The organism is Natronorubrum tibetense GA33 (assembly GCF_000383975.1).
GTDB classification, from domain to species: domain Archaea; phylum Halobacteriota; class Halobacteria; order Halobacteriales; family Natrialbaceae; genus Natronorubrum; species Natronorubrum tibetense.
Map to the genome: position 1 here is coordinate 130166 of NZ_KB913021.1, position 23732 is coordinate 153897.

General features: G+C 53.0%; 12 protein-coding genes and 1 pseudogene. 7 read left to right on the plus strand and 6 right to left on the minus strand.

What is annotated here, in order from left to right; genetic code table 11:
- Positions 1-37 precede the first annotated feature (37 nt).
- Positions 38-448: a hypothetical protein gene (locus NATTI_RS27465; RefSeq protein WP_027119308.1), complete on the minus strand. Its 411-nt coding sequence runs from the start codon at positions 446-448 to the stop codon at positions 38-40.
- Between the two features lie 414 nt (positions 449-862).
- Here NATTI_RS27465 and NATTI_RS25915 point away from each other — a divergent pair.
- A pseudogene (locus NATTI_RS25915) lies at positions 863-991 on the plus strand (IS5/IS1182 family transposase); the annotation flags it as partial.
- 294 nt (positions 992-1285) lie between these two features.
- Here NATTI_RS25915 and NATTI_RS0124765 read toward each other — a convergent pair.
- Positions 1286-2179: a hypothetical protein gene (locus tag NATTI_RS0124765; protein ID WP_241434439.1), complete on the minus strand. Its 894-nt coding sequence runs from the start codon at positions 2177-2179 to the stop codon at positions 1286-1288.
- 77 nt (positions 2180-2256) lie between these two features.
- Entirely contained in the window at positions 2257-3363 is a 1107-nt protein-coding gene (locus NATTI_RS0124770; protein ID WP_152423987.1) for a competence protein CoiA family protein, read from the minus strand.
- A 120-nt stretch (positions 3364-3483) separates the two neighbouring features.
- On the opposite strand from NATTI_RS0124770, the gene NATTI_RS0124780 reads away from it, so the two are divergent.
- A complete protein-coding gene (locus tag NATTI_RS0124780) occupies positions 3484-4389 on the plus strand; it encodes a hypothetical protein (protein ID WP_006093024.1) in 906 nt (301 codons plus the stop codon).
- Positions 4390-4623: 234 nt separating this feature from the next.
- Here NATTI_RS0124780 and NATTI_RS0124785 read toward each other — a convergent pair whose 3' ends face one another.
- The 3 genes from NATTI_RS0124785 to pglX form a co-directional block, all read right to left on the minus strand.
- Positions 4624-7533 carry a helicase-related protein gene (locus tag NATTI_RS0124785; protein ID WP_006093023.1) on the minus strand — a complete coding sequence of 970 codons (2910 nt, stop codon included), beginning with the start codon at positions 7531-7533 and terminating at the stop codon, positions 4624-4626.
- Positions 7526-8047 carry a hypothetical protein gene (locus NATTI_RS26330; RefSeq protein WP_019992262.1) on the minus strand — a complete coding sequence of 174 codons (522 nt, stop codon included), beginning with the start codon at positions 8045-8047 and terminating at the stop codon, positions 7526-7528. The genes NATTI_RS0124785 and NATTI_RS26330 overlap by 8 nt, the downstream gene beginning before the upstream one ends.
- Positions 8048-8143: 96 nt before the next feature.
- A complete protein-coding gene (gene pglX, locus NATTI_RS26335; RefSeq protein WP_152423986.1) occupies positions 8144-12373 on the minus strand; it encodes a BREX-5 system adenine-specific DNA-methyltransferase PglX in 4230 nt (1409 codons plus the stop codon).
- Between the two features lie 384 nt (positions 12374-12757).
- On the opposite strand from pglX, the gene NATTI_RS0124810 reads away from it, so the two are divergent.
- The 5 genes from NATTI_RS0124810 to pglZ are packed head-to-tail and all read left to right on the plus strand — an operon-like array spanning position 12758 to position 23729.
- On the plus strand, positions 12758-13597 hold the full coding sequence (locus NATTI_RS0124810) for a BrxA family protein (protein WP_241434437.1): 840 nt from the start codon (positions 12758-12760) through the stop codon (positions 13595-13597).
- Complete coding sequence (locus NATTI_RS0124815; protein ID WP_006093018.1) at positions 13594-17295, plus strand: hypothetical protein; 3702 nt, start codon at positions 13594-13596, stop codon at positions 17293-17295. Before NATTI_RS0124810 ends, NATTI_RS0124815 begins: the two co-directional genes overlap by 4 nt.
- Positions 17292-17918, plus strand: a complete 627-nt coding sequence (locus tag NATTI_RS27585; RefSeq protein ID WP_006093017.1) for a BREX protein BrxB domain-containing protein — start codon at positions 17292-17294, stop codon at positions 17916-17918. Before NATTI_RS0124815 ends, NATTI_RS27585 begins: the two co-directional genes overlap by 4 nt.
- Complete coding sequence (locus NATTI_RS0124825; protein WP_006093016.1) at positions 17911-21606, plus strand: hypothetical protein; 3696 nt, start codon at positions 17911-17913, stop codon at positions 21604-21606. Before NATTI_RS27585 ends, NATTI_RS0124825 begins: the two co-directional genes overlap by 8 nt.
- Positions 21603-23729, plus strand: coding sequence for a BREX-5 system phosphatase PglZ (gene pglZ, locus NATTI_RS0124830; RefSeq protein WP_006093015.1), 2127 nt, complete (start codon positions 21603-21605; stop codon positions 23727-23729). The genes NATTI_RS0124825 and pglZ overlap by 4 nt, the downstream gene beginning before the upstream one ends.
- The last annotated feature ends 3 nt before the right edge of the window (positions 23730-23732 follow it).

The window sequence follows — 23732 nt, forward strand, 5'->3', positions numbered from 1 at the left end:
GGAGTGAATCAGAGACGATCCAGAGTGTAGCGTTGAGTTACCACGGGACGAGGTCGACACACTCCGCGAGTGGAAGCCCCATCGCCGATCCAGCAACCGTATACAGCGGTCCGAGGATCACGAGGATAACTGCAGACTTCATCGCCGTCCGCTTGTGCTGTTTGAGGCTCTTTTTCTGCTCGATGTTCATCGTGAACATCTCGACGAGTGAATCAGCCTGCCAGACCACAACCAATCCCATAATTCCGAGCGCAGTCGTAATCTGGAAGAATCCAGAGATCATGTCTGGCAAACCTTCAGCGTCACACACGACGCTGTCTTGAGCCAAAACGGGATCTACAGCGACAAGTGAGAGGATAAGGAACGAAGCGAATCCGCTACGTACTACTCGCTGTCGAAGAGCATTGGGATTCTGTTGTTCATTAGTAGGACGATCTCTTGTCGTCATTGAGAGACCCGACCTCTACTAGATCTGTATTGGCCTATCTCGCTGTGCAGATTTGCGGTGAAGCCACTGTTCAACGGATTGTATCGACTGCAACCTGTTCGTGAGAATTTTCGATTTCGGTTCCTCGAGTCGCTCATTTATTACCAAACGCTAGCCTGTCGGGATAGGGCATATATCTTCTGTATTTCTTAAATGTTTCTAGAAATAAATTGTTTTAGAAGACATTCTTCTATCCCTGTGTGAATATACAGCGAGTAATGAAATTCATATTCTCATATACAATTTGAGTGCAAAATGATGCAACGCACTTCGAAACTCCTGAATGTATACTAATATCGGGCTATCCGAACTGATTCCATTGATCTGGATACTGATGGCCGCGCCCAGTATTCGATAGGGGTCCTCAGCTGGCCATCTTTGATCTCAAAAATCAAGCGCACGCACGGCTGTGCCGAGCGTGCGCGGAGCTGGTGGCTGGAGTTCCGTGAAATGTTGCTCAAAGCTACCGTCTACAACCTCCGCCGATGCGTCCGATATCCGTGAAATCAGCAGCCGTGTACCGAAACTACAGAGCCCAGAGAACTGTTTTGATCAGTCGTAGAGCTCTACAACCGACTGACCGACCTCTCGGACGTGATCATTTCGCTCGAGGTCAAATTCCTCTGCGAGGTAATCAATCGTCTCTTCGAGGCCCATACATGAAGGAAGCGCTCCGGACGGTATGAACCGAGTGCTGTACCTTGACTACGGAGGAGATAACCAGACTGTAAGGTCGTGAACGTTGTTCTCGCCTGAGCATCGGCCGCCGATTCCAATCAACTGGATGGAGTTATGGAGCTACCGCTGCGAGAATCCGATCGCCTCAACTGGGAACCCGTCGGCCTGTTTTGCGACATGGCTTGGTAGCTGGTAAACTCCGCCCTTTACTCGTTTCATCGGTGCTTCGAGCGACTCCTCTGAGAGCGACCGTTCACTCCACTCGGTGTGTGAAACTGCCACCTCAAACCCGGCGGCTCGTGGTGGAACTGCGGGCAACGCCTCGGCGTTCTCCGGGTAACCCTCAAGAAGTGGTGCGTATCGGAACGGAAGACGAAGCAGATGGCTCCGGGTTGTTTTCCCAGAGTAGAAACACCGATTCGGATCCGCAACAAGTACGTCCTCGACGCGTTCCTCGTCAGTCGGATAGTCGATGCCGTAGTGGTCGGGGTCGCCGCCAGATTGTGCCTGCATTACCCGCTCAATCGCCTGCCCGAGACTCATTGGGTCGGTCGCATGCGAGAGCCAGCAGGCTGCTGCAATAGCGTCGTCTGCGTCGGTCGTGAGCGTGTACGTCGAGATTTCTGGGGAGCTGATTGGCGCGTAGTACGCACGAACCGCGAACAGACAGGGCTCGTAGACTCGTCCACCTGCCTCGTTAGCTTCAGCGGCGACGTCATCGCTGTGTAGGCGCGACTCGAAGTCGGCTTCGAGGCCTTGGATACGTCGTCGACGGCCGATCACTTCATACTCCACGGGATCAATATGAATCTCGGTGTTCTCGGCCGCAGCGAACCGTGCTTCGACGCCGGGCGTGTCCTTCGACCCATACGTCCCGCGCTCAAAGGACTCCTCTGTCCAACCGTCTGCAAGCCGAATCTGGTAGTCGTCAGTAATCATCGAGGCTTCGGGTTCCGTCGGCGCAGGACCGACCTCCAAATCGCTCTCATCCATCTTAAAATCGTGTTCGTCCATGTTATTGACTCTTAACCCCACCTACTTAAACAAAAGTCGCGGTCGAAGATCACCTAGTCTCTAATCTCAAGTACATCTCAGCCGAGTAGATTCGCGAGTTCGTGGAGACTCTCCTTCAGGTTGTGCTCGTGTTCGGTCGAAACCGTGATGAACTCCTTCGTGTCACTGTGGTGCCTGAATTTTCCCAGCGACAGCGCCAGATCCCCACTCGGCGTCCCAACGAGCTTCAACAGCACGGACGTATTCTGGAGACCGCTCTCAAGCCAGACCTTCTTAACGTCCTGCCATCCACTAGACGTGACCTCGGCCGATTCGACCTCGTACGCCAAGCTATGGACTTTTCCACGGTTTCGTCCATGATTTGTCTGAACCGGTGCGAGAACATGCTCTGTCCCGCGCACCTGTTTCCCCAACTGGAGCATTGTACGACCGTCCGGCGTCTCGACAAGCTTGACCCATTTCTGGAACGGGTCATATGATGCACTCAACCACCAGAATCCCAGATCACTCCAGTCTGACTTTCCACCATACTCGAACTTCCCATACTCCCACGAGCGACGAAGAAGATCACTGATATCAGCTAGATACTCCTCCGGGAACACGACCTCAACCGAGGGATTCGCCGGTTTGGGTTGGCGGAGCCAGTGAATGATTCCATGATAGCCGTCTGAGAAGTCGTGTTGGACGCTATGTGGCCAGACTGTAAGGATACCGGAGAGGTCGACGTCAAAGCCAGAGAAGTCGTCCCGATCTAGCCATAGGATGCTGTATTCCTGAGCGAGGTATTCCTCGGTGACTGCCTCAATGTCCTTGTCTTCGTGACGATGCTGAACCTCAACGCCGATGCCCCGACCCTCGGGAAACTGGGGGGATGAGAACTTAACGAGGATATCTGCTCGGCGATCTCCGAGCGGTTGTTCTAACCCAATTGTCGCTTCTGGATACTCCGTTGTGAGCTTCGAGTACGCGATCGACTTCATCCGCAGATGTGGAGGTGATTCGCCCCCACAGTCCGCCTCTTCCTCGGTAGCGTGGTAGAAATGCCGCGCCACGAACGACCCTGACCGGTGATGGGATCGGCGAATTTTCAACGCATCGCCGCATTTCGGACATTCAAGCGGATCTTCTCGCTGAACCTGATTTGGAATTACTTCCTCACCTCGATGTAGCGCCAGAAACGGCATTGATTATCCCTTGAATAGAGAGTGAAAGGGCAGAATAATATCCTTTCTCTGCGCAGGGCCTGCGAATTCTACGAGCAACATGTATCTATTTATCCAAGAGTTTGTCAGGTATTACTGAGAATGACGCTCATTTCGCTGCTCAAATTTGCGGACACGCAACGGCCTCCTTACTTCAAACCGGGAACCGATCTCGAGCTGTTCGATGACGACGAAGAGGAGTGGAATGCCCTCTTCACGACATCGTATTCGCTCTCGACGCTCATTGACGCACTCAAACAGAGAACGATAGAGACAGGGCACGTCCGATTTGCTGACTCGGCCGCCCGCGACTATCTCCATCATCTTACAGAAACTGGTATTGACGATCGACTCCATCACGAGAGCCTCATGAACCGCGAGCGACTCGTCGCCTTTGCCGATGCGGACTACACCACGGTGGAGGACTTTCTCGGAACAGCAGACCCAATGGACATCGCCAAAGAGACCGGTGTCGACAGCGATGTCGTCTCCAGTATCGCGACGAACCATCTCGATGGGTTCTCAACCGGCAGTTCGTTCGGAGACACAGGACCGCTTGCAGATCTCACTCCCGGCGACTCATTCACAGGATGGGAACTTGTGGAGTCATCGTCGAACCGCATCCGGTGGGTCTCTGCAGGACGATTCAATCTTACGATTAGTCCTGCACCAGACGAGACTACGACTGTCTCGTGTAACGCCCCAGACGCCGGCCGAACCGCTTGGTATCGAAAGGGCTACTCAATCGAGGCCGGACCAGAAGATGAACTAACGCCTGCTGATGCGCTCACACAAGCTCACGAGTGGTTAGAGAACCATCAGCTGGAATACGAGGATGATCTCGCGCAACTACCTCACATCGGTGCAGCGACCAAAGATTATCTCGCTCTTGAATACGGAATTACATCAAAAGAGGACCTCCAAACGTTTGCGGAGACGCAGCCAGACGAATTCGACGAGATCTTTGGCTCTCCAGGGTCAGAGCTCCGGACTGCATTTGAGGAGTGAAATCCGATGTCTGAACGAACTAGTCGAGAACGCCTCTCGTACTAATGCCATCTCTTGACGAGTGCGTTCATGAGATACCGCACTGACGTCCGCTGGCAGGATGTCGGGGATCGAATCGACTAACGTGAAATCAGAGTGCTTGACGCCGAAGACATAGATGTCAGGGGCTCCTGGTAATTGAACTTGGTTTTCCATTCGAAAAAGGAATCGGAGCCACTCAACCGTCATTCTCACCTATACGGGAAGAGTCAGACAGTACGCCTCAATATCTGGCGCAAGGGAGATGACCTGCTCTCGCTTCCGTAGCTCTGCCTTTCGGGACTCGATCCGGGTTTCTAACTGCTCAAGACGTTGTTTCTGGTTCCGAATCGCGATGCGCATATCCGACCCTGTTGTGGCTTTTTGTTCGTACGAATCGATGAACGACTGTATCCGATCTCGTTCTGCTTGCTCATAGGCTTCCAAGTCAGAGAGTTCTTTCTGAACGTCCTGCTGACGGGTTTCGAGCAGATCTTCGCGGATGTCGGCGACCATACTACTGATGTACCTCTCGGCGGCGTCCTCGAGGTCACCTCGTTGCTTGAGTAGCCGAGAGACCGTACTCTCATCCGGACGAGCGTGAATCGTATCTGCATCGAGGACTCGCTCACCGAGTGAACGCTGGGCGTCGAGTCCAGCGAGGTCGACGTAGACGGGAATGAGTTGCTCACGAATCGTCTTGCCGGTTGCATCTTCGAAGGCGACTTTGTAGACGAATGTGATGCCGGGCTGGTCCACAAACGGCAGCAGCTTCATTCCGGCCTTCCCTGCGTGTTGCCCGTGCTGGAGAACCAAATCACGGAGGGCCTGCAGAACGTCCGCATCCGGGGAGAGGTACTCGATTCCGTCGTGATCGATGGCGAAATCTCGACTGAAGGTGAATGGGCCCATCGTCTCAGGCTGACCGCTGTCAGTTACTTCTGGTGGGACTTCTGCCTCGTACAACTGGTTTCCACGTTTCTCGACTGACCCCTCGAACGCCTCGATCGCTCGGGTGAAGAACTCCCGGATCTCCTGTTCACTTCCGAAGACGTCCTCCGAGTCGTCGACGATCGACTGAATCTCCTGTCGACTCTCAGCGTCGAACGTACTGCAATCGATGAGACTTCGTTCGTACCACTCAAGGAGCGTCTGTTCACGCTCTTCCATCAGCTCCTCGAGTTCCTCTTTGGTGGCTGAGGCTGGTTCCTGGTTCTGGACGGATTTCATCAAGAGAGAGTCGATATTGACGTCGTCCAGCATCCCGAGGACATCTGCCGTCGCACCAACTTTCGATCTAATCTCCTCGACCTTGTCTTGGAGGAGCTCGAAAATCTCGGATTCCCGAGTGCCATCGAACTGGAAGTTCCACACCTTTACCTCCTTGTCCTGGCCGTAGCGATGGATTCGACCAATCCGCTGTTCGAGGCGGTTCGGATTCCACGGGAGTTCGTAGTTGATCATGATGTGGCAGCTGTGCTGGAGGTCGATCCCCTCGCTGGCCGCATCGGTCGCCATCAGTAGTCGCGACTTCCCGTAGTTGAATTCGTCCTCAATGCGGGTTCGCTCGTCTTTGCTCACATCTCCGTGGATGGTCAGAATCTCGTCTGCCCACGGTTCGTCGGCGAAGAGATCGAGGAGATAGTCTAACGTATCGCGGTACTCAGTGAACAGAATGAGCTTCTCGTCCGGATGCTCCTCGAAGAGCTGTTCGATGTAGCGTTTGACCTTCCGGGCTTTGGTGTCGACTGGGAGGTCCTCAGCCATGGCGACGAGTTCCTGCAGCGTGTCGATCTCCTTCTGGAGCGCCTCATCACCCTGGGCGACCGTGAGACGTTCGAGTTCCTGCTCCGCCTGTTCACGGTCAGAGTCCTCCAAATCCTCGCCTTCGAGGTAGGCCGTCGCATCGGTCGAGAGGCCCCGCTCGTCGGGTTCAAGCAGCCCGTGAAGGCGTCGTCGGAGTGTCTCTCGAATCGCGCCTACGCTGCTTACAAGCCGCTTTTGCATGAGCGCCATCGCGAATCCGACGGCGGGCTCGTTCAGTTGATCAGATCTGTTGTAGACCTCACGGACGTACTCAGTTACGCGCTCGTACAGTTGCTCCTCTGCAGGAGACATCGAGACGGTGGCCGTTTGGACATCTCGTTCGGGGAAGATGCGCTCCCCGTTATCGTCGTAGATGGTCTCCTTTCCGCGCCGGATCATGACGCGGTTCACCGTCTCCCGAGTGAGGTCCTGGTCCTCGGCGACGAGGAATGGATCGATGTAGCTGATAAGGGATCGGAACGCCTCTCCCTTACCGTCGTGCGGTGTCGCACTTAGCAACAGTAGGGATTCACAGTGATTGGCGACGCGCTCGGCCATAAGCGAGGTCTTGCTGGGAGACTCGCCCCGCTTGCTGGCCTTGTGCGCTTCGTCGATGACGGCGACGTCCCAGAAGGCGTTCTCGATCTCGGACTGGAACTCGTCTTGACGGAGGAACGCCATGCTGGTGACTAGACGCTGGCCCTCCTGGTCCCAGATGTTCGCCTCCTCGCCGAGTCGTCGACGCTCGGCGTCGACCCACTGGCGGTCCGCAACCGTGAGGTCGATGTCGAAGAAGCGCTCCATATCCCGAATCCACTTTTTCTGGAGGTGTGCGGGAACGAGGAAGAGGACGCTGTTAGCTCGATTGCGGGCTTCGAGTTCTTTGAGGATGAGGCCTGCCTCGATGGTCTTCCCGAGACCGACGTCGTCGGCGATGAGTGCTCGCTGGCGGAGCTTCTGCATCACCTGATTCACGCAGGCGAGCTGGTATGGTTCGAGGCGGACGAGCGAGTTCGAGATGCTCAGGAGCTGCCCCTGCTCGTGGGCCATTTTGAGCTGGAGCGCCTCGGTTCGGAGGTCAAACCACTCCGACGAGACTGCTTCGTGTCGGGGGTGGAGGTCTGTCACCTGATCGTCGAGGGTATCGAGTGCATCACTGCGTGGTTCGGTGGAGACGTGGTCGAGACAGACCGTTTTCGCACCGCCACCCTCAACGTAGACACGAAGGTAGGGAAGATTCCCGACTTCGTAGGTACGGATGACTTCTGCTGGGTCACCGTTGAGTCTGATGCGGTCACCGGATTCGAAGTCCCTAGTCATTTAATCGAGCACGGACATGGTCTATCAGTTCCTCTCGGGTTTCTGTTCCGACGCGTGCAACACCCCGACGTTGGTAGACGAGAACGGGATGCTGGCTCTCCAACGATTCGAGGTCGACTGAATTCAAAGCACTGCGGGAGGTTCCAATGCACCATATCGAGTCCGGTTTCGCTTGCTCTACTATTGTCTTCCAGTTTGGAGTGATTATCTGCTTGAACACATCTGTAGTAAAGAGAAGAACGATCACATCGAGTTCACCAACCTGAGAAAGTAGAGAGTCCTCAAATTGTTCTGTGGACTTAGTTTGATCAACAGTCGGTTTTGACTCCACCGCGTTTTCTCCCTCAACATAGCCATAGATTTCGGATAGGACGTGAATCTCAGTGTCACAATAGTCTGAGAGCTCGTCTGCGAGAGTGTTCACAGATAGGAAAGACCCCTCAAAGTAGTCAGAGTACGAATTCGTAGACTCGCTTGTCGTCGTCGAGCCTTCCGTAAATATGGCAGCTCTCATCTAATCAGTATATTTTGGTAGTGCGGTTTTAAATCGTTCCCTGGGTTGTTGCCGAGCAGTGTTGTACGTATGGGGAGTTGCTATCGTCTCAATTCACTACAGAACTTTATCTTCAACAACTTCAGGAACGAGTCGATGTTCTGCGAACGGTTGAATATTGATCATGACTCCGTGTTTTTTGATTGGCGAATACCCCGAGGATAGCACCTCTTGAGAGGCCCGTTCCTCCCAATCCGACGGTAGTGCCTTTGAGATCTCATTACATCCCTCTTTGATTTCTTCCCCTAATTCGACATCCTTGTTGGTCTCAGCGGCTAGTTCTGCCAAAAGGCGAGCTTGACCTTCAAGACCCTCACGGGGCTCACCAGCGTCAAGGAATTTCTCTCCCTTGCTGAAATAATAGTTTATGAAGAAGATCCCATTGCTTCCGTAGTGAGTTGAACCAACTAGATCATCGAAATAAGGGAAAAGATCATAGAGATGAGCTTCGACGGGTGGCTCTTGACCTTGGCTGTAAGCTTCACACGCGGTTTCTAGATCTCTAAGTGCATCAAGCCATTCCTCTCTGTTCTCGTTTACTCGTTCGAGGAATGTTGGGCTGAAATGGTCTTCAAATTCGTCAGGATCCATCTGCTTGACAAGTTCATCAAGCGTTTCAAGCCGATTAGCGGTTCTTTTTCGGAATTTTACAACTTGTGGCTTCAACTTAGCTGCCACTGATGCAATGTCCTCACTCCGTCCTGGAAGATGGGAAGAACCTAATTCAAGAGCGGCCTCCTGAAACTCGTTTATTTGGGCAAGTGCACTCTCATACTGCTCATAACTTTCTGCGGCTTCTGCCTGTTCTGTCGTCGTTAGATTGCTGTCAGTCCGCCGCTGATCAGCGACATTTCTTTGTTTGCGGTATTCTGTTTTTAGGGGTTCGAGATATCTTGACTCGATCCTGTCAAAAATGCCTGAGTCAAGCTGGTGATAATCAATAAGACAGCCAAAGCCTTCGACCGCTGGATCCGAGACAAGTCGTTCAGTTGTAAGCCGCCACAGAATTGGACGGTTATTGAATCTTCTAAGGTGATAATCGAAAAGGTCATTTATTAGCCAATTCCCGACATTCGGATAGGCTCCTGCGTCAGGTTGTTTGTCACCCAATATTTGATCAATTTCTGCAAGTCTGTCCTCAGCTCCCTCTCCAAATATTTGAACAAACTCTTCTTCAATACGAGTAATAAGTGGGTCCTCAGAGATTTCCCGATCTCCGAGGGGGACTATACCGTCATCGTCCTCACGAACGATTTTGAGTGTGATATGTAACAATAGATCCTTTATTAACTCTTCAAAATCCTCACCAGGTTCTGTTATCGCATCTGGATTATAGCTGGGTACCTCTCTTGGATCTTCATTTGTCCTAATTGCTATTTCTCTGAGGATTTCATCTCTGCGTTCTTCATTTATTTCGAAGTGCTCAAACAAGATTTCATCAATTTGGGACGCCTTTTCATGAATCTTCTTCTTGATTTTTGATTCGTACTTTGCTGCAGAAATCCCCAACTCAGAAATGGTTTTGTCCCTGTCATTAAGTTCTGGATTAGTAATGGACATTTCATTTTTTAACTCTCGATGAGGATGGTGTTTGGCATACAATGGTTCTTCTTGGCCCAACAAATTGAGTAATAATGGTCCAGTATAGTATGGAGAGATAAAATCGTACTCACGAAGGCTTAATAACAGACCAAGGACTTCCTGGGCTAGCTCACCCAGACGATCAACTTGTTCAAGTTCCTTATCCCACGGCATTTTCGAGACCTCCCCTACTTGCCAGTGACGCCCCGTGGTAAGAGTGAGCATTAGATAGGTGGCCAAGTTACTATTTGAATATGCTAAGGCTTCCCAAATCGCTCTATCCGGTAAAAACGCTTGGCCAGCAGTCCCAAATATAGAGGATTCATGAAGATATCCGAACCGTTTCCCACCCTCTTTTATATTAGTATATGTTAATGCATTTTTAAAGTAATATTCTTCACTTCGTGGATATGACCCGTCATATCTCTTTACATCTCTACCATTTTCGCCCCACCACACCATTCGGGTGACCCGAGGAAGTATCCAAGCATCACTACCACCTTTTGCAAACGGAACCCAACCATCCTCCGAGGTTTCCCAGAATTGTCGGAGGTAACGAGCATTGTTGGCTGTTGCCAATCCCTGCTTGACTACCCCTAAACTTTCTCGATCTGTTTGTGCGTTACTAGCGTCAAATGACGAGTTTAATTCATATATTGACCGGATTTCCTCGGGTACCCAATAAGATAAGGGAGCACCGGGAACCATCGAGAATTCTTTGATATCTCGGCGATATCTACGTTGAATTCCCGAATTATCGACAGGATTTGAGAACGCGGATTCAAGGAATTTTGACTCCTTATTTCCTTTGTTCACGTCATGGAGTCTATAGAAATCAGCCGAAGCATCTTGAGTTTGTTTTGTTCTGACAACTGTTCCAGCGGTCCGAACTGTGGCCTTATCAAGCACGCCGATGCCATACTCCGCAAGGAAATCAAAGGAACCCCGATCTCCAATGAAATCTTCACGGAAATCCTCAAATGTCCGTTTGAACATGAATGTTCGGGGGACAATCATTCCAATCCGACCATTCTCTTTCACGATATTGTCGCATACCTCAAAGAAATTGATATAGAATTCTGGTTTGTATTTGTAATGCTCTTCCACGTACTTGTGGACAGCATCTGGCATTCGGTTCCCTGATCCGTAAGGAGGATTCATTAGGGCAACATCGTAATCTTGGGATAGGATGACCAGCGTTCGGAGAAAGCTCTTTAGATCTCTTGCAATGAACGAGTCATCGTCTCGGCGTTTAGCTACGTTTGAATGAAGATTTTCTAAGAATTTTGTAAGACTTCCAGGTCCATTGATTGACTCCGTAATTGTTGGCTGTTCCTCCATTGTGAATTCTTCTTCCAGCGTACCCCTAACATCAAGTAGCGAACCAAGTCCATGCACCTCTTCAAATGCATCTAAGATTTCTTCCAGAGCTTCACGGACGTCCGGTTGGTCACCGGCAATTTCATCAAAGACTTCGGGTGCAGACTCAATATTCGCAATATTAGCGTCAGCGCAGACTATTCCAACACTAGGCATCTGAAATTCATCTAACCCTCCTTCTTCTGCTCGGCTACGAGCTTTGAGATACAAATTAAATGTAGCTAGCTGGCATGCACGTAAATCCAAATCAACCCCGAAGAGATTGTGTCTAAGTATTTTTTCTGGTATTGCTGCACGGTCAAGATCAGGATACTCTTCACGCCAGATTCGCTCAAGTATGTCAAATGCATAAAGTAGGAAGTGACCACTTCCACAAGCGGGATCAATAACACGGAGATCCTCAGGCGATCTAATCTTAGGTGTAGACTCTGGTTCTTCTGTTGGAACCAGATATGTACTGAAATCTGCAAGGGAGGGAGACTTCGATATTGATGGGTTGCGTTTTTTTCGCTCATCAGGCGACAACGCCTCCTGACTTTTGATTGTTGATATCAAATCCCCTCTCGACTCTAGATACATTTTAGAAAGACTGTTGTCAGTTAGCATCCTTACAACCCAATGAGGAGTATAGAATTGATTAGCTGCAGGGACATCATCTGGGTCCAATCCCTGATAGTCGCCTTTTCGGCGCAGTTCCTCTAGTTTGGAGGAATTGTAATATTCATAGATCCAACCAAGAACATCATCAGCACGCCAGACCTCTTCAGGTACTTCATCAAGCTTCCGACAAACTTTCTCGAAGGTGTCGACATCAGGATCAATGATGCTGTAAGGAGAATCCGTGTCAAACAAAATCTCAATTTCGTCTGCTAAGTCCTTGCAAACGTTGATATATGCTTGTACTTTCGCCTCATCAGGACCTAGATACTTCTCATTTTCAAGTTTCTCCGCAGCGGGCGTTGTACCTGAATCCCCAAACTGTGTTACCGGTCGATGAATAAATCCCCGTACTTCCATACACCGAATTGCAGTTAGACGGTTTATTATCGTATATCCTACCCCCATTACATATCGCTCAAACTTTTTTTTCCAGACGCCATCATCCTCCTCTCGCTCGACAGCCTTTACAAGTGATTTGCGCTTATCCTTAGCATCTCCAGACAGCTCACCACCACCATCCCTATTATTCAGTTCAAACCCGTGTTCAAGCTGATATTGGATGTCTGACTCTACTGTGTCTCGAAGTTCAGTAACAATGCTCTCTAAATGCTCACGTTCTGCTTTATCCAATTGAGCCTTGGTCACGGGAGGAGAATGGTTTGACATGATATCCGTTGCTCTGACTTCTACCTCAAAATGAACCTACATCAAACTTCCCACCTTCTACTCACGAGTCCACCGGTATCGAGGTTGACGATTGGTCTACATCAAGCCGCGACTATTCAATCTCTCAGTCGTATCTCCGTCAAATATATTATTGTTGTGCGCAACACATCGATTGACGCTTCGTGTTTGGAGGGCCGAAGCGTCAGCGGGGACCAATTCAGGGCGGCACTGCGGCAGGAATTTCTTGCCGCAGGCCATTTAACCATCTACTGGAGGATTTCTGTATATTAGCGGGTTGAATTGGCCAGCTTTACATGAACGCACGTAACTGTGCCCAAATCTCTCACAAGAACTTCTAAGTAGATACCACGGTCTCGTCATAGTATGGCTACAGGTCGAAACGGGGAGTTGGATTCGTGGCTCCCATCTCTCGTTGGGAGACTCCCCAAATCGAAGATCACTACGGATTTGACTCATTGCGGACTCCAAGCCGAGAGAACGCACGATATCGCATCTCTCTACGCGGACGAACTCGATTGGACGTCGGTCAAGGAGATCTGGTACGACGAGCGAGTCGCGAACCGAAGCAGTCGGAACAGCGCTGAAAAGCCACTTATCGCTATTCGGGCACGACTTCAGTCAGCGGGTGAAGGGCTTCCATCGGTCCCGGTGCTTCCGACGATTATAGACCAGTGTCGAAACGAACGCGATCAGGCACAGGTCCTCTTCCTCTATCTCGTCAACCACGACGGGCTGGCCCGCTATGTCGTCCACGAGTACCTCCGCCGACTGATGAAACAAGGACCCTCCGCACTCAACTTCGAGACGGATACTGTTCTCAACATCCTCGACGACTTCCGCGACAAGGCTGGCGAACCGCTAGAGTACTCGGAATCAACACAGAAACGATGGGTGCAGGGACTTCGGTCTGCCCTTCGTGATATCGGTGTGCTCGAAGGGAAGACCGAGACCATGGGTCAACCGCCAAAGGTCGGCGACGTGCCCCTCCAGGTCGCGGCCTACTACTCCTGGGCCCAGAACGGCGACGGGTGGCTCACGAAGCCGATTGGCTGGCTCTACCTGTTCCAGTCCGAAGAGTACTGGGAACCGCAAAGCAAGCGTCTGGCTGGATATGAGGGCTGGACACACCACGAAGCTCGGAGTCGCGTCTGGTTCGAACCCATCGACGACTTCTACACGATGCTCGCGGAGGGATCGGCATGACGCCCATGGACGACCTGTTCGAGAAGCAGGACGCGACCTTCGAGGAGTCCATTCGTATCGACCGGAAGTTCGAGGAGGACGAAGACAGAGCCGCTCATCGTGACCAGCTCTACCGCCACTACCTCGACACCTACCACATCACAGATGCCTCAGAGACCTTCCTTCGTGACTTCTTTACTCGAATTCACGGCCACGACGAGGAGATGCGGAAGGGAGCCAATCACTGGCTCTACGGGTACTACGGCAGCGGGAAGAGTCACCTGTTGACCGTCCTCAACCTCCTCACCGCGTCTGCGGACCTCGCAGAGGAAGACAGAGAGGAAGTCTGGAATCGGCTGGATTCAGATAGCGCCTACAGCGACCTCTTCGATACCTGGTCCTCGATGCTCGACGAGTACCGTCTCGTCCCCCTCCCGATCAACCTCCTGAAGTATCAGAGTGTTCGCGAACAGAGCTTCAGCGAGATCATCCTCCAAGCAGTCTATCAGGCGCGAGGCCTCTCGAACCGACTCGACGTCGCATTCTTCGAGGAGTGGTACCAGAATCAGGGAACGTGGGATCAGCGTGACGAACTCACGAAAGAGGTCCTCAAAGACGAAGGCGTTCCCAACGCGGATCAGTACTCGTGGGACGACGTCCAACAGTACCGAACCCTCTCTGATCTCGTTCTCGAGGAGCTCGTCGAACGAGAGACAGGAACTGCAGATGGGTTGGCGGACATCCAACGCCAGGACATCGGGCAGCGGATGGCTGTCGAAGCCGTCGAGTCGTATCGGCAAGACCTTGAGGCGGAGTCTGAGAAGCCGGTAAAGATCGTCCTCCTCGTCGATGAGGTGACGCTCTTCATCGGTGGTGACTACCAGCGTCTCTCGGAACTCAACGCGCTCGCGGAGAGTATCGATACGATCGGCGAGGGGAACATCCAGATGGTCGCGACGGCGCAGTCCCAAATCGAGGACGTCCGACCAGGACTTGCCGCGAAGCAACTCGACTTCGGGATTCTCAAAGACCGGTTCCCCCACCAGTATCACCTGCCAAGTCATCACGTCGGGGAAATCGTTCAGCGTCGCCTCCTCGAGAAGACCGAAGAGGGAGCAGACTGGGTTGAGTCAGAAGCACTAACGGCGCGGGTACATCCGACATCTACGTTCGTCTACTCAGAGGTCGGGCAGAACACGGAGCCACCTCTCAATCGAGTCAAGGAAAATGAGTTCGTGCAGTTCTACCCGCTCCTACCCTACCAGCCGGCGCTCTTCCTGGAGATACTCTCGAACCTTCGGAACGAGTTGGCCGACTCGACGAAGTCGATCTTCTCTGGGACAGCGAGAGCGATTCTCGCCATCGTTGCCGGACTCCGAGACCGATGGATGCGCGACGAAAGCAAAGACGAGCTGTCCCTCATCAGCCTCGTCGACTTCTATGACCTGATTCAGTACGAGCTTGAGGACATCATCCCCAACGAGATCGAAGTCCTGGAGGAGATCGAAGCCGACGAAGACACAACTGATTTCGACCTCAAGGTCGCAAAAGCGGTCTTGCTCCTCTCGTACGTGCCCGATTCAGTCCCACAGAACGATGCCAACATCGCGGTGGCGGTGATGGACGACCTCAACGGGCAGCCGCGAACGACCGTCCGGAATCAGGTCCAGAATTCACTGGAGAACCTCGACAAGTACATCAGGCCGAACACGGCCGAGGACGGTCCTCTCCTTCGAATCACGGATCGAGAGGAACGAGAGATTATCGAAGAGGCACGCAAGAACCGCAAGAACCCAGATTGGGATGAGATTATCACGGCTTTCGACAATGAACTCTGGGCGGACATCAGCCCTCGTCTGAATCTCCCAACGTCGGTTCCCTACGGTGGGGACGGTGACAACTACCCCATCTCGTACAACTTCTCCATCGATGGACAACCACTAGATGGGGCGGACGAACACGAGAGTTCCCTCGAAGCCACTGTGGTTATCCGGGGCGTGCGACCTGATGTCGACTCTAAGAAAATCAACGAGGGAACGATCTACTGGTCGGTTAAGGAGGATGGATTGGAGAATCTCCGAAGCCAGCTCATCGAGTGGTGGTCGTTCCACGAAGCGACTGCCGAAACGGAGACACCCGATACGATAGCCCGAGACGTCGACGATGCAGCGGATAGGGTGAAAAGTAAGCTCGCGAGCGCGCTCAAAGATGGCTCGTACAAGGTTGAATCTCAGGAACCGCGTGGTCTCGATTCTGCGGTCAAAGAGTGCATCAACCGTGCCTATCCCTTGTTCTTCCATCCCGTCATGCTCGAGGTAGACCAGAGTTACCTCTCGGAGCTAAAGCGACTCAACGACGACGAGGAGTACCCGGAGTGGGCACAGAAGATCGATGTCCCAACACCAGATGCGGAGGTGTCCACGATGGGGACGATTGCGAAAGAGATTCGAGGCGCCGTCGGTCGAACGCTGGTCGACCATGACAACGAGATGGGTCTGCCAGCGCTCTTCGAAAACATCACCGAGGAGACGCCGTTCTACGGAGAGGTCAAACCGGCAGTAACGGCGGTCCTTTGGGGGCTGTGTCGCGCAGGAGAGTTCCGTCCCATTGCAGAAGACGGAGAGGCTCTCTCCGCGGATGAACTGCTGACGCTCTCTCAGCAGATGGAGATCAAGCTGCGTACGGCACCGTCGTCGACGTCTCTCAAGGAACAGTTCATCGATGCTGGAATCATCGATCCGATTCAAACGGTCGACGAGGGAATCGTCGCCCTCGAAGAGTTGAACGAGTCGGTCAAGAGGCAAGCGCGCACGCTTGCAGAGACGACAGAAGTCAGTACAGAGACGGAATTAGAGAGCGATGCACTCGTCTCTCTGGTTGCGTCATTCAGCAATGCGCTCTCTGAACTGGCGGATAGCGCAGAATCTCGCGCCGACGCAATCGCTGCTGACGATACGGACTGGGAAGAGATAATCGATCAAGTGGCGAGTGACGAAGAGTGGTTGACTGCGGTTGAGGATCGATGGGACTCCAGAGAATCCTACCTGTTACAACTCGACGGGCTACTGCGATTCAGAGAGCTGGAGATTGACTGGCTTAGCCAGTCGTTCTACGACGCACTTGACCAGCTGAGCCAACAGCTCGAAAACGAGTCTGGTCGGGAGTGGTGGACGCAGGAGGGTTGGCAGTCCTTCGATCAGTCACTAGATGCCCGGTTGACCGCAATCTCGGCGCTTGAAGAGGATTGGTCGGCTCAAGTGGCTGAAACCAACGCGAAATCACTAGTGACGGAACTCGAGGGACACCAATGGCTGATCCCGCCCCTACAGCTCCCTGAGCACAGCGTTCACGATGGATTCCAGTCCGGATATCTCCGCCCACTTCGGCACTTCAGAGATACCCACGAAAGCATCCAAGTCTGTATTAGTGCGTTAACGAACCGGGAACCAGGAACTCACGACGAGCGTACATTGAAACGAGCGCTCGGGACGGTATCCTCAACGACGGATTGGGATAGCCTCACTGAGGACCGAGTCGACACGTATCGAGAAAAGTACGAGACTGTAGAGCAGTTGGTCGGTGGGACTCGACCCGAGGAAATCGAAGGCGTAGGTGTGCTATTCGGCGATGAATCTGCACTCAAGGGCCAATTTGAGCGTCTCGTGAAGTCGAGGAAGCCGACGATTGAACAGATCGATGGAGGTGTGATTATCAAATGACGTCGACGCGAAACCCGCTCAAGAGATTCACCGAGGAATTGGTCGACTTCGCAAGTGGCGAACGGCGGGGAATTCGAAATCCCTTCGTCATGGTGCCAGTCGAACCATCTGTTGAACACCGGGTTACGGAACGGTTAGTTCAGTGGGCAGACCCCGAAACACCAGATACACTGACGAACTGGGCTGGCATCGAGAACCAGGCCGGCAACGAACTCACAGTCGAGTGTGTTCGGCTCGATCACCTGATGCCCGAGACGCGTGTTTTCGAAACCACACTCGATCTCGGGCCTCTTGAGCGGACCACCACGAACGCAGTAACGGAGACACTCGAAACGAGTTTGGCTGACGAACTCATCGGGAAACTCGTCGAAGGACAACTCAAAGGCGAGAACGCGCAGCAGCATATCCTTCTGCTGGTGAACCTCGGAAGCCTCTATCCGTTCACCCGCGCCTCAGAGCTGCTCGATGAGATGGACCGCCGAAACGTGAATACTACAATCGGAATCCCGTTCCCTGGTTCGATTAGAGGCGGGAAATTGAGCTTCTTCAACGAGGACGCGCGCCACTACTACCCAGCCCACAGAATCGACGAGAAAATCACGGAGGTGTATCTCGATGACTGATACGACACTTGAATCACTGTTTGCTCGCTCGCCGACGCGAGAACTCGAAGAAGTACAGAAAGTCAACGAAGTCGGCCAAGCCGAACGCGACATCGACGAGTTCTACGAGACTGATAGCGCTCGAAAAGTACTCACAGAACTTGGAGAAGTCGTCAACAGTACAGGATCACAGCCACGCTTCCGGTATGTCCATGCCACCTTCGGATCCGGGAAAACGCACCTTCTGAAGCTGATCGGAATCGCGACCGGCGAGATCGAGGGGCTCGAAACGGTCGCTCCGAAGCTGTCGAGCCAATTCTCTGGGTTCAAGGAATTCAGAGACCGGCTCAATTCGTCCCACATCGATCACCTGGTCCCCCTGTTCATGAACCTCCTCGACCGGGACAAGGTTCGTGACTCAACGCTCTCTCTCCTGATCTACGAGGAGCTGGGGAATCAGCTCAACTACCCGACTGACCCACTCTGGCTACTCGAGTGGGCGTGGACACTAGAGATCGAGCATGGGCTCTGGGAAGCCGTACGCTCTGTAGAACACGATGGAATGTCGATAGAGGAAGCAGCACAAGACAAGGCTGCGCTCCGTCCATGGCTCTATGAAGCACTTCCCGAGATGGACGAGACTGACGGCACGCCCTATGCAACGAAAGATGGCGTCAGAGAATCAATCGAGCAAGCCACGGGACGGATCAGTACTGAGGCGTTCACACCTGATGAGCTCGTAGAACGGCTGGACCGAACGAAGCGCTACCTACAGGAATCAGGCGAAACGTACGAGTTCCTCATCGGGCTCGACGAAGTCGCCATTTACGTCGGTGACCAGCAACACCGCTATCGAGAGTTCCTGGAGACGGTCGACACACTCATCGCCGACATTAATCCCCCAATTTTGGGGACAGGACAGTGGTCGCTGCGGGACATGCAGCAGGATTTCATGGGAGAGGTCGATCCTGAGGCGTGGTACACGAACGAAATTCCGCTCCGGGGTGCCGATACCGAGATCATAGTCAGAAAGCGGTGGCTCCGAAAGTCAGATTCCGGGGCGAACACGGTACACGATCTGCTCGAACGGGCTCCTGACTTCGAGTTAGAACTTGCCGACGCTTCAGAATACACCGACGTCGGTGAGCCCGTAGAGGCGTATCCCTTCCGTGAACACGACCTCTGGTTGCTCCGTGAGGTAATGCAGAGTCTCAAGAAAGAAGACTTGGAAGTGGACAGAGAGTATGTTCAGGGACGAGCGCTGCTGATTCTCGTTCGTTCTCTCTTCACCAGCTTTGATTGGTCCCAGAAAGAGCCTGGAGCGGTCGTTGCGTGGGATGAAATCTATGACTTGATTGAGCGCGAAACAACGGACATTCCGGGGTGGGCAAAGGACCAGATCCAGAAAGTCGAGAACACGACTGACGAGATGGGGGTGAGTGTCGCGAAAGTTCTCTATCTCCTTGGCCAGGTCGACGCCGTCCCAACAACGAAGGAGAACATCACACGGCTGCTGGTTAGCTCAGTAGATACTGACATCGATCAGCTCGAAAGCGATGTTGAGGAAGCCCTCAAAGCGCTGATGGAGGACAACTTCGTTCGAACCGACGAGAGTGTCCAACCGCAGACGTATAGAATCCTGTCGAAGGAGATTGTCGAGTTCTGGGATCAGATTCACCGGGAGGCAGCAGGGCTTCCTCAACATCAAGTTCGGTACAATATTGAGGACCTTCTTCGGGAGGCGGATCGTGGTCGGTTGACCGCGGATGATTCACTCCGAACGCGGAATATCGATGGGATTTCCGACGCCCCGTATACGTTCCGCTACACTGTATTAGACCAAGTCGACTCCTCACCGGAACCTCGTTTCGATGGTGTAGTTGCCAGGGTACTAGCGGCTGACCCGGATACAATAGAAGAGTCACGAACAAGATGGCAGGAGGCGAACGTTGGTGACCAAGGCGTTGAAGACGTCCTTATCGTTATTGAGCTTTCAGAGGGCCTTCGCGAGAGTATTCGGCATCTGATTGCGTTGGATAAGTTATTGGAGCCGGGGGCTAGCGCAGAACTCCGTATCGAGCAACAACAGGAGGAGGAGACCGTCGAAGACGAGATCGAGGAACTCCTCTATGGCGCGAAGCTCTATACGCCGGACCATAACACGACGCGAGGGACGTATCTAAGCAACATCGATAGTGTGCTCGCTGATGCTGTCAGAGAGAAATTCGAGAACAGGAAAACACTCGATACACGGCTGCAGGAGGTTGACGACGCTCGGACCCTCTTCGAGTTCTTCAACGGGAATGGTACGTGGCCGTTCTCAAGCGACGACGCAGAAATGCTCGGGGTCAAGACAGTTCCGAGAGAGATTAGTGACGGGTGGGCTGAAGAGTTCCTCAACGATTACGCTGGAGAGGAATTAGTGAGTGGAGAGACTGTCCTCGAAGAAATCGCTGGTCGACGGGGGAAATATCTCGGGACGCCACGCGAGGCACTGGCGGCGCTTCTGATCACGCTTGCCGCAGCAAACAAAATCGAGATCAGACGTGATGGGGTCCGTATCGAAGACCCGGGCGAAATCGGTCGCGTGATGCGACGTCTTTCCGATATCCGTGACATCGATATTGGATTCGATCCCGTGGACATTGAGGGAAGTAGCAATCTAAAAGCGGTCTATCAGTCTCTCCGAGGATTCGCTCCACAAGGGAACGATCCGACCGCTTGGCTCTCCAATCTCGCATCATGGGCAGAAAAGAATAGTTCGGGTATTCGGAACATCTGTGCTCGTGTGGATCTCGAGTTTGACGAAGAAATCACACTGGATGCGCTCCGTGACGTATTAGAACCAGGGATGGCAGGTGGCGAACTTGACGATGCAGTACTGACAGAATCGCCAGTACCAACGCAGGCAGAGTGGTTCCACAAAGCTGAACCATTATTCGAGGGCGAGGAGCCGCTCTGGGATGAGTTCAACAGTACACTCGAGACGATGCGATCACTGTACCCAGATGCTGCGATTACCTACAAGATGGAGGACGCCGTCGATGGGTCGCGCATCCCATCCAAGGAGAGCCTGACTAAGCACCAGACAGAGGCTCAGGACTTCCGTACCTCACAGATTAGTGAACTCTACCACCTTCTCACGGGAACCGCACCTGAAGCGGATTCGATCTCGGAGCTCTGTTCAGCGGTCGAGCAAGCGTTACTGGATCAAGACATAATCGTGGAAATCGACACCGTCACCGAGACGATTCCAGGAGTGAATTTCGAGTCACTCAGAGAACTCGATGAGATCGCTGAATCCGCGGCTGACATCTCCGAATCCGATATCGCATCCGGGAACGCAGTCAGCGAAGCTAGCCAGCTTGAGGAGGCACGAGGACTACTTGAGGATCAACCAGATGGTCCACTCTACAACCAGCTCGAATCTCGGTACGAGGAACTCAACTCAGAACATTCTGAGGCGTTCATCACGAAGCAGGTGAAGCGTGCGCTAAGTGGACCAGACCTCGTCACACCGTCTCGAGCAGAAGCGTTGGTGAAACAGGCCGATGCAAAGCTCCAGTCAACGGACGATGATGACGACGATGATGAAGACGATGATGACCAAGATGACGACGGACCATCTGTCGACGAGCTCTGGGCAGATGTGACCGAACCAGGTGACGGTACTATTGTGGTTATCGATACAGAGGAGGGAGACCGATGAAATCGCAACCGACGACGACACTCGAAGACCAGGCGAAAGCTCATCTAGAAGATGAATTTACTGACGACTACGCGACAGCTGTTCGAGTCGTCTGGTGGGACGACGGAGGACATCTCCGAGAGGTCGTCCGTGCTGCTGCAGACCGGATCGGCGTAGGGTTCTCGGAGGCAGAACAGTTCCCTCTCGAATTGAGAAGAAACGCAATCGACGAACCGGAGACTCCCCACGTCTGGTACATCCCGCAAGCGAAGGAGAATCGTGACTGGTTCAGAGACATCCGTGAAACTGGCGGTGAAATCGAACTCACGATCGAACAGCTAACTGCCGAGCTGTATGAGGTCAATCCCTGGGATATCTATGATGTTGAGCGAGGGACGGAGTCTGACCGCGAAACTGCGGCGAATGTAATCAAAACTCAGTTCGCAAGCGGTGGAATTCCACGCTACGGGGACCTGATCGGTGAGATAATCACAAAGGGAGAGGGCCAGATTTTAGAACACCTCCTCGAGGGTGGATGGCCAGAAATCGACAAGGATGATGAAACGATTGCCCGAGTGCAAAAGTCGCTAAAAGACAGGCACGTCGCTCCCGCAGACAATGCTGAAACACCAGAGGAGATCGAGGACGTCGTCTGGAAGTGGGCCGTTGCCCGTTGGCTCGTCGCCGAGGGAAAGGATGTCGACGCTTTCCCCGAGGGATATGGAAACGTGGGTAGCACCCTCGGCGATATCAACCCACTCAAACGAATTGTCGATTCCCGACAGAGCAAGCGGTTGGCAGAGCGCTATCTGAGCGAGAGCTACTGGGGAGACGTAATCGAATCATCCGACGATGCGTGGGAGTTCGCGGCCTGTCCGGTTGATGGAGCGCTTGATGCAGCTCTGTGGGATGCGTGGCTCGAATCGTTAGAAGAGGGGAGGTATACGGAATGTATCGAAAGGGCGAACGAACGCCAAGAAGCTCTTGGAGTGTATCCGGACGATATTCCCTGGACGACGCTCTGGGAACAAGCCGAACAAGTAGCCGAGTTGGAATTGCGGTTTGCAGCCTGGGAAGAGCGGTCCCAGTCATTCGACCCCTTCGACCAGTATGCCGATCAAGAAGACGGAACTTGGAAGATCGACTATGGGGTGTTGGAACTCGAGATCACAGGTGAACCCGAGCAAGAGAGACTCCTCAACTCTCACCCGGCGACGGAGTCGCTCCCTGAGATTCGCGCCGAGCTCTTAGAGACGCGGTATATGAACTATCTTGAGGAGATGAGCGAGGCAGTAGTCAGTTCGTTCAGGACTGGATCGCCTCTGGCGGGGAAAGACGCTGCCTACGAGTGGTGGACTGACAACGAGCAGGATCTCGCAACAGGGGAAACAGTCGCCCTGTTTTTGATTGATGCGCTGCGATTAGACCTCGCTCGGGAGCTGGCCAACCGCCTTCGAGAGGACTATTCGATCGCCGAAGAAACCAGAGTTAGCACACTTCCATCGGAGACCAAGTTCGGGATGGCTGCACTCACACCGGGGCGAGCCCACAGGTTCCGTGTCAAACTCCGGAACGGGAAGCTCTCTGTCGAACGAGGTGGCCAGCGTCTCGACAACAAAGGAAACCGAGTAAAAGTCCTTGAACGAGAGGGATGGGACGTACCGGACGATCGCGATTCCGGGTGGCAACACCACCAAATCGCCTACTACGACAAGGACATCGACGACATCGGTGAGAATGAACTCGACAATCCAGAGAGTCACTTCACCAGTTACATCGACGAACTTTACGATCTGATTACAGAAAAGCTAGAGAACGAAAACTGGGATCGAATCTACGTCGTGACGGATCACGGATTCGTCCTGCTCCCGAAGGGGACTACAATGGAATCGATTTCTAGCTACGACGGAGATGGAGAGGTCAAATATCGGCGAATCGCTGGAGACGACATCGAGGATGCCGGAACAGGCGTCCGAGTCACGGGTCAGACACCCGGGACAGAATATCTGAAAACGTCAGTTCGATTGCTCGCCAAACCTCGACAGTACAACAGCAAAAGTGGGCTTACCGACGCCCGCTATTACCACGGTGGGATCCTTCCGCAGGAATGCATGCTGAACTTCCTCCGAGTCGAGAAAGAATAGCAC

Coding starts and splice junctions, on each gene's coding strand:
- NATTI_RS0124810 (WP_241434437.1), top strand. CDS start 12,758: ATGGCTACAGGTCGAAACGGGGAGTTGGATTCGTGGCTCCCATCTCTC.
- NATTI_RS26330 (WP_019992262.1), bottom strand. CDS start 8,047: ATGAGAGCTGCCATATTTACGGAAGGCTCGACGACGACAAGCGAGTCT.
- pglX (WP_152423986.1), bottom strand. CDS start 12,373: ATGTCAAACCATTCTCCTCCCGTGACCAAGGCTCAATTGGATAAAGCA.
- NATTI_RS0124770 (WP_152423987.1), bottom strand. CDS start 3,363: ATGCCGTTTCTGGCGCTACATCGAGGTGAGGAAGTAATTCCAAATCAG.
- NATTI_RS0124780 (WP_006093024.1), top strand. CDS start 3,484: ATGACGCTCATTTCGCTGCTCAAATTTGCGGACACGCAACGGCCTCCT.
- NATTI_RS27465 (WP_027119308.1), bottom strand. CDS start 448: ATGACGACAAGAGATCGTCCTACTAATGAACAACAGAATCCCAATGCT.
- NATTI_RS0124825 (WP_006093016.1), top strand. CDS start 17,911: ATGACTGATACGACACTTGAATCACTGTTTGCTCGCTCGCCGACGCGA.
- NATTI_RS0124815 (WP_006093018.1), top strand. CDS start 13,594: ATGACGCCCATGGACGACCTGTTCGAGAAGCAGGACGCGACCTTCGAG.
- NATTI_RS0124765 (WP_241434439.1), bottom strand. CDS start 2,179: ATGGACGAACACGATTTTAAGATGGATGAGAGCGATTTGGAGGTCGGT.
- NATTI_RS27585 (WP_006093017.1), top strand. CDS start 17,292: ATGACGTCGACGCGAAACCCGCTCAAGAGATTCACCGAGGAATTGGTC.
- pglZ (WP_006093015.1), top strand. CDS start 21,603: ATGAAATCGCAACCGACGACGACACTCGAAGACCAGGCGAAAGCTCAT.
- NATTI_RS0124785 (WP_006093023.1), bottom strand. CDS start 7,533: ATGACTAGGGACTTCGAATCCGGTGACCGCATCAGACTCAACGGTGAC.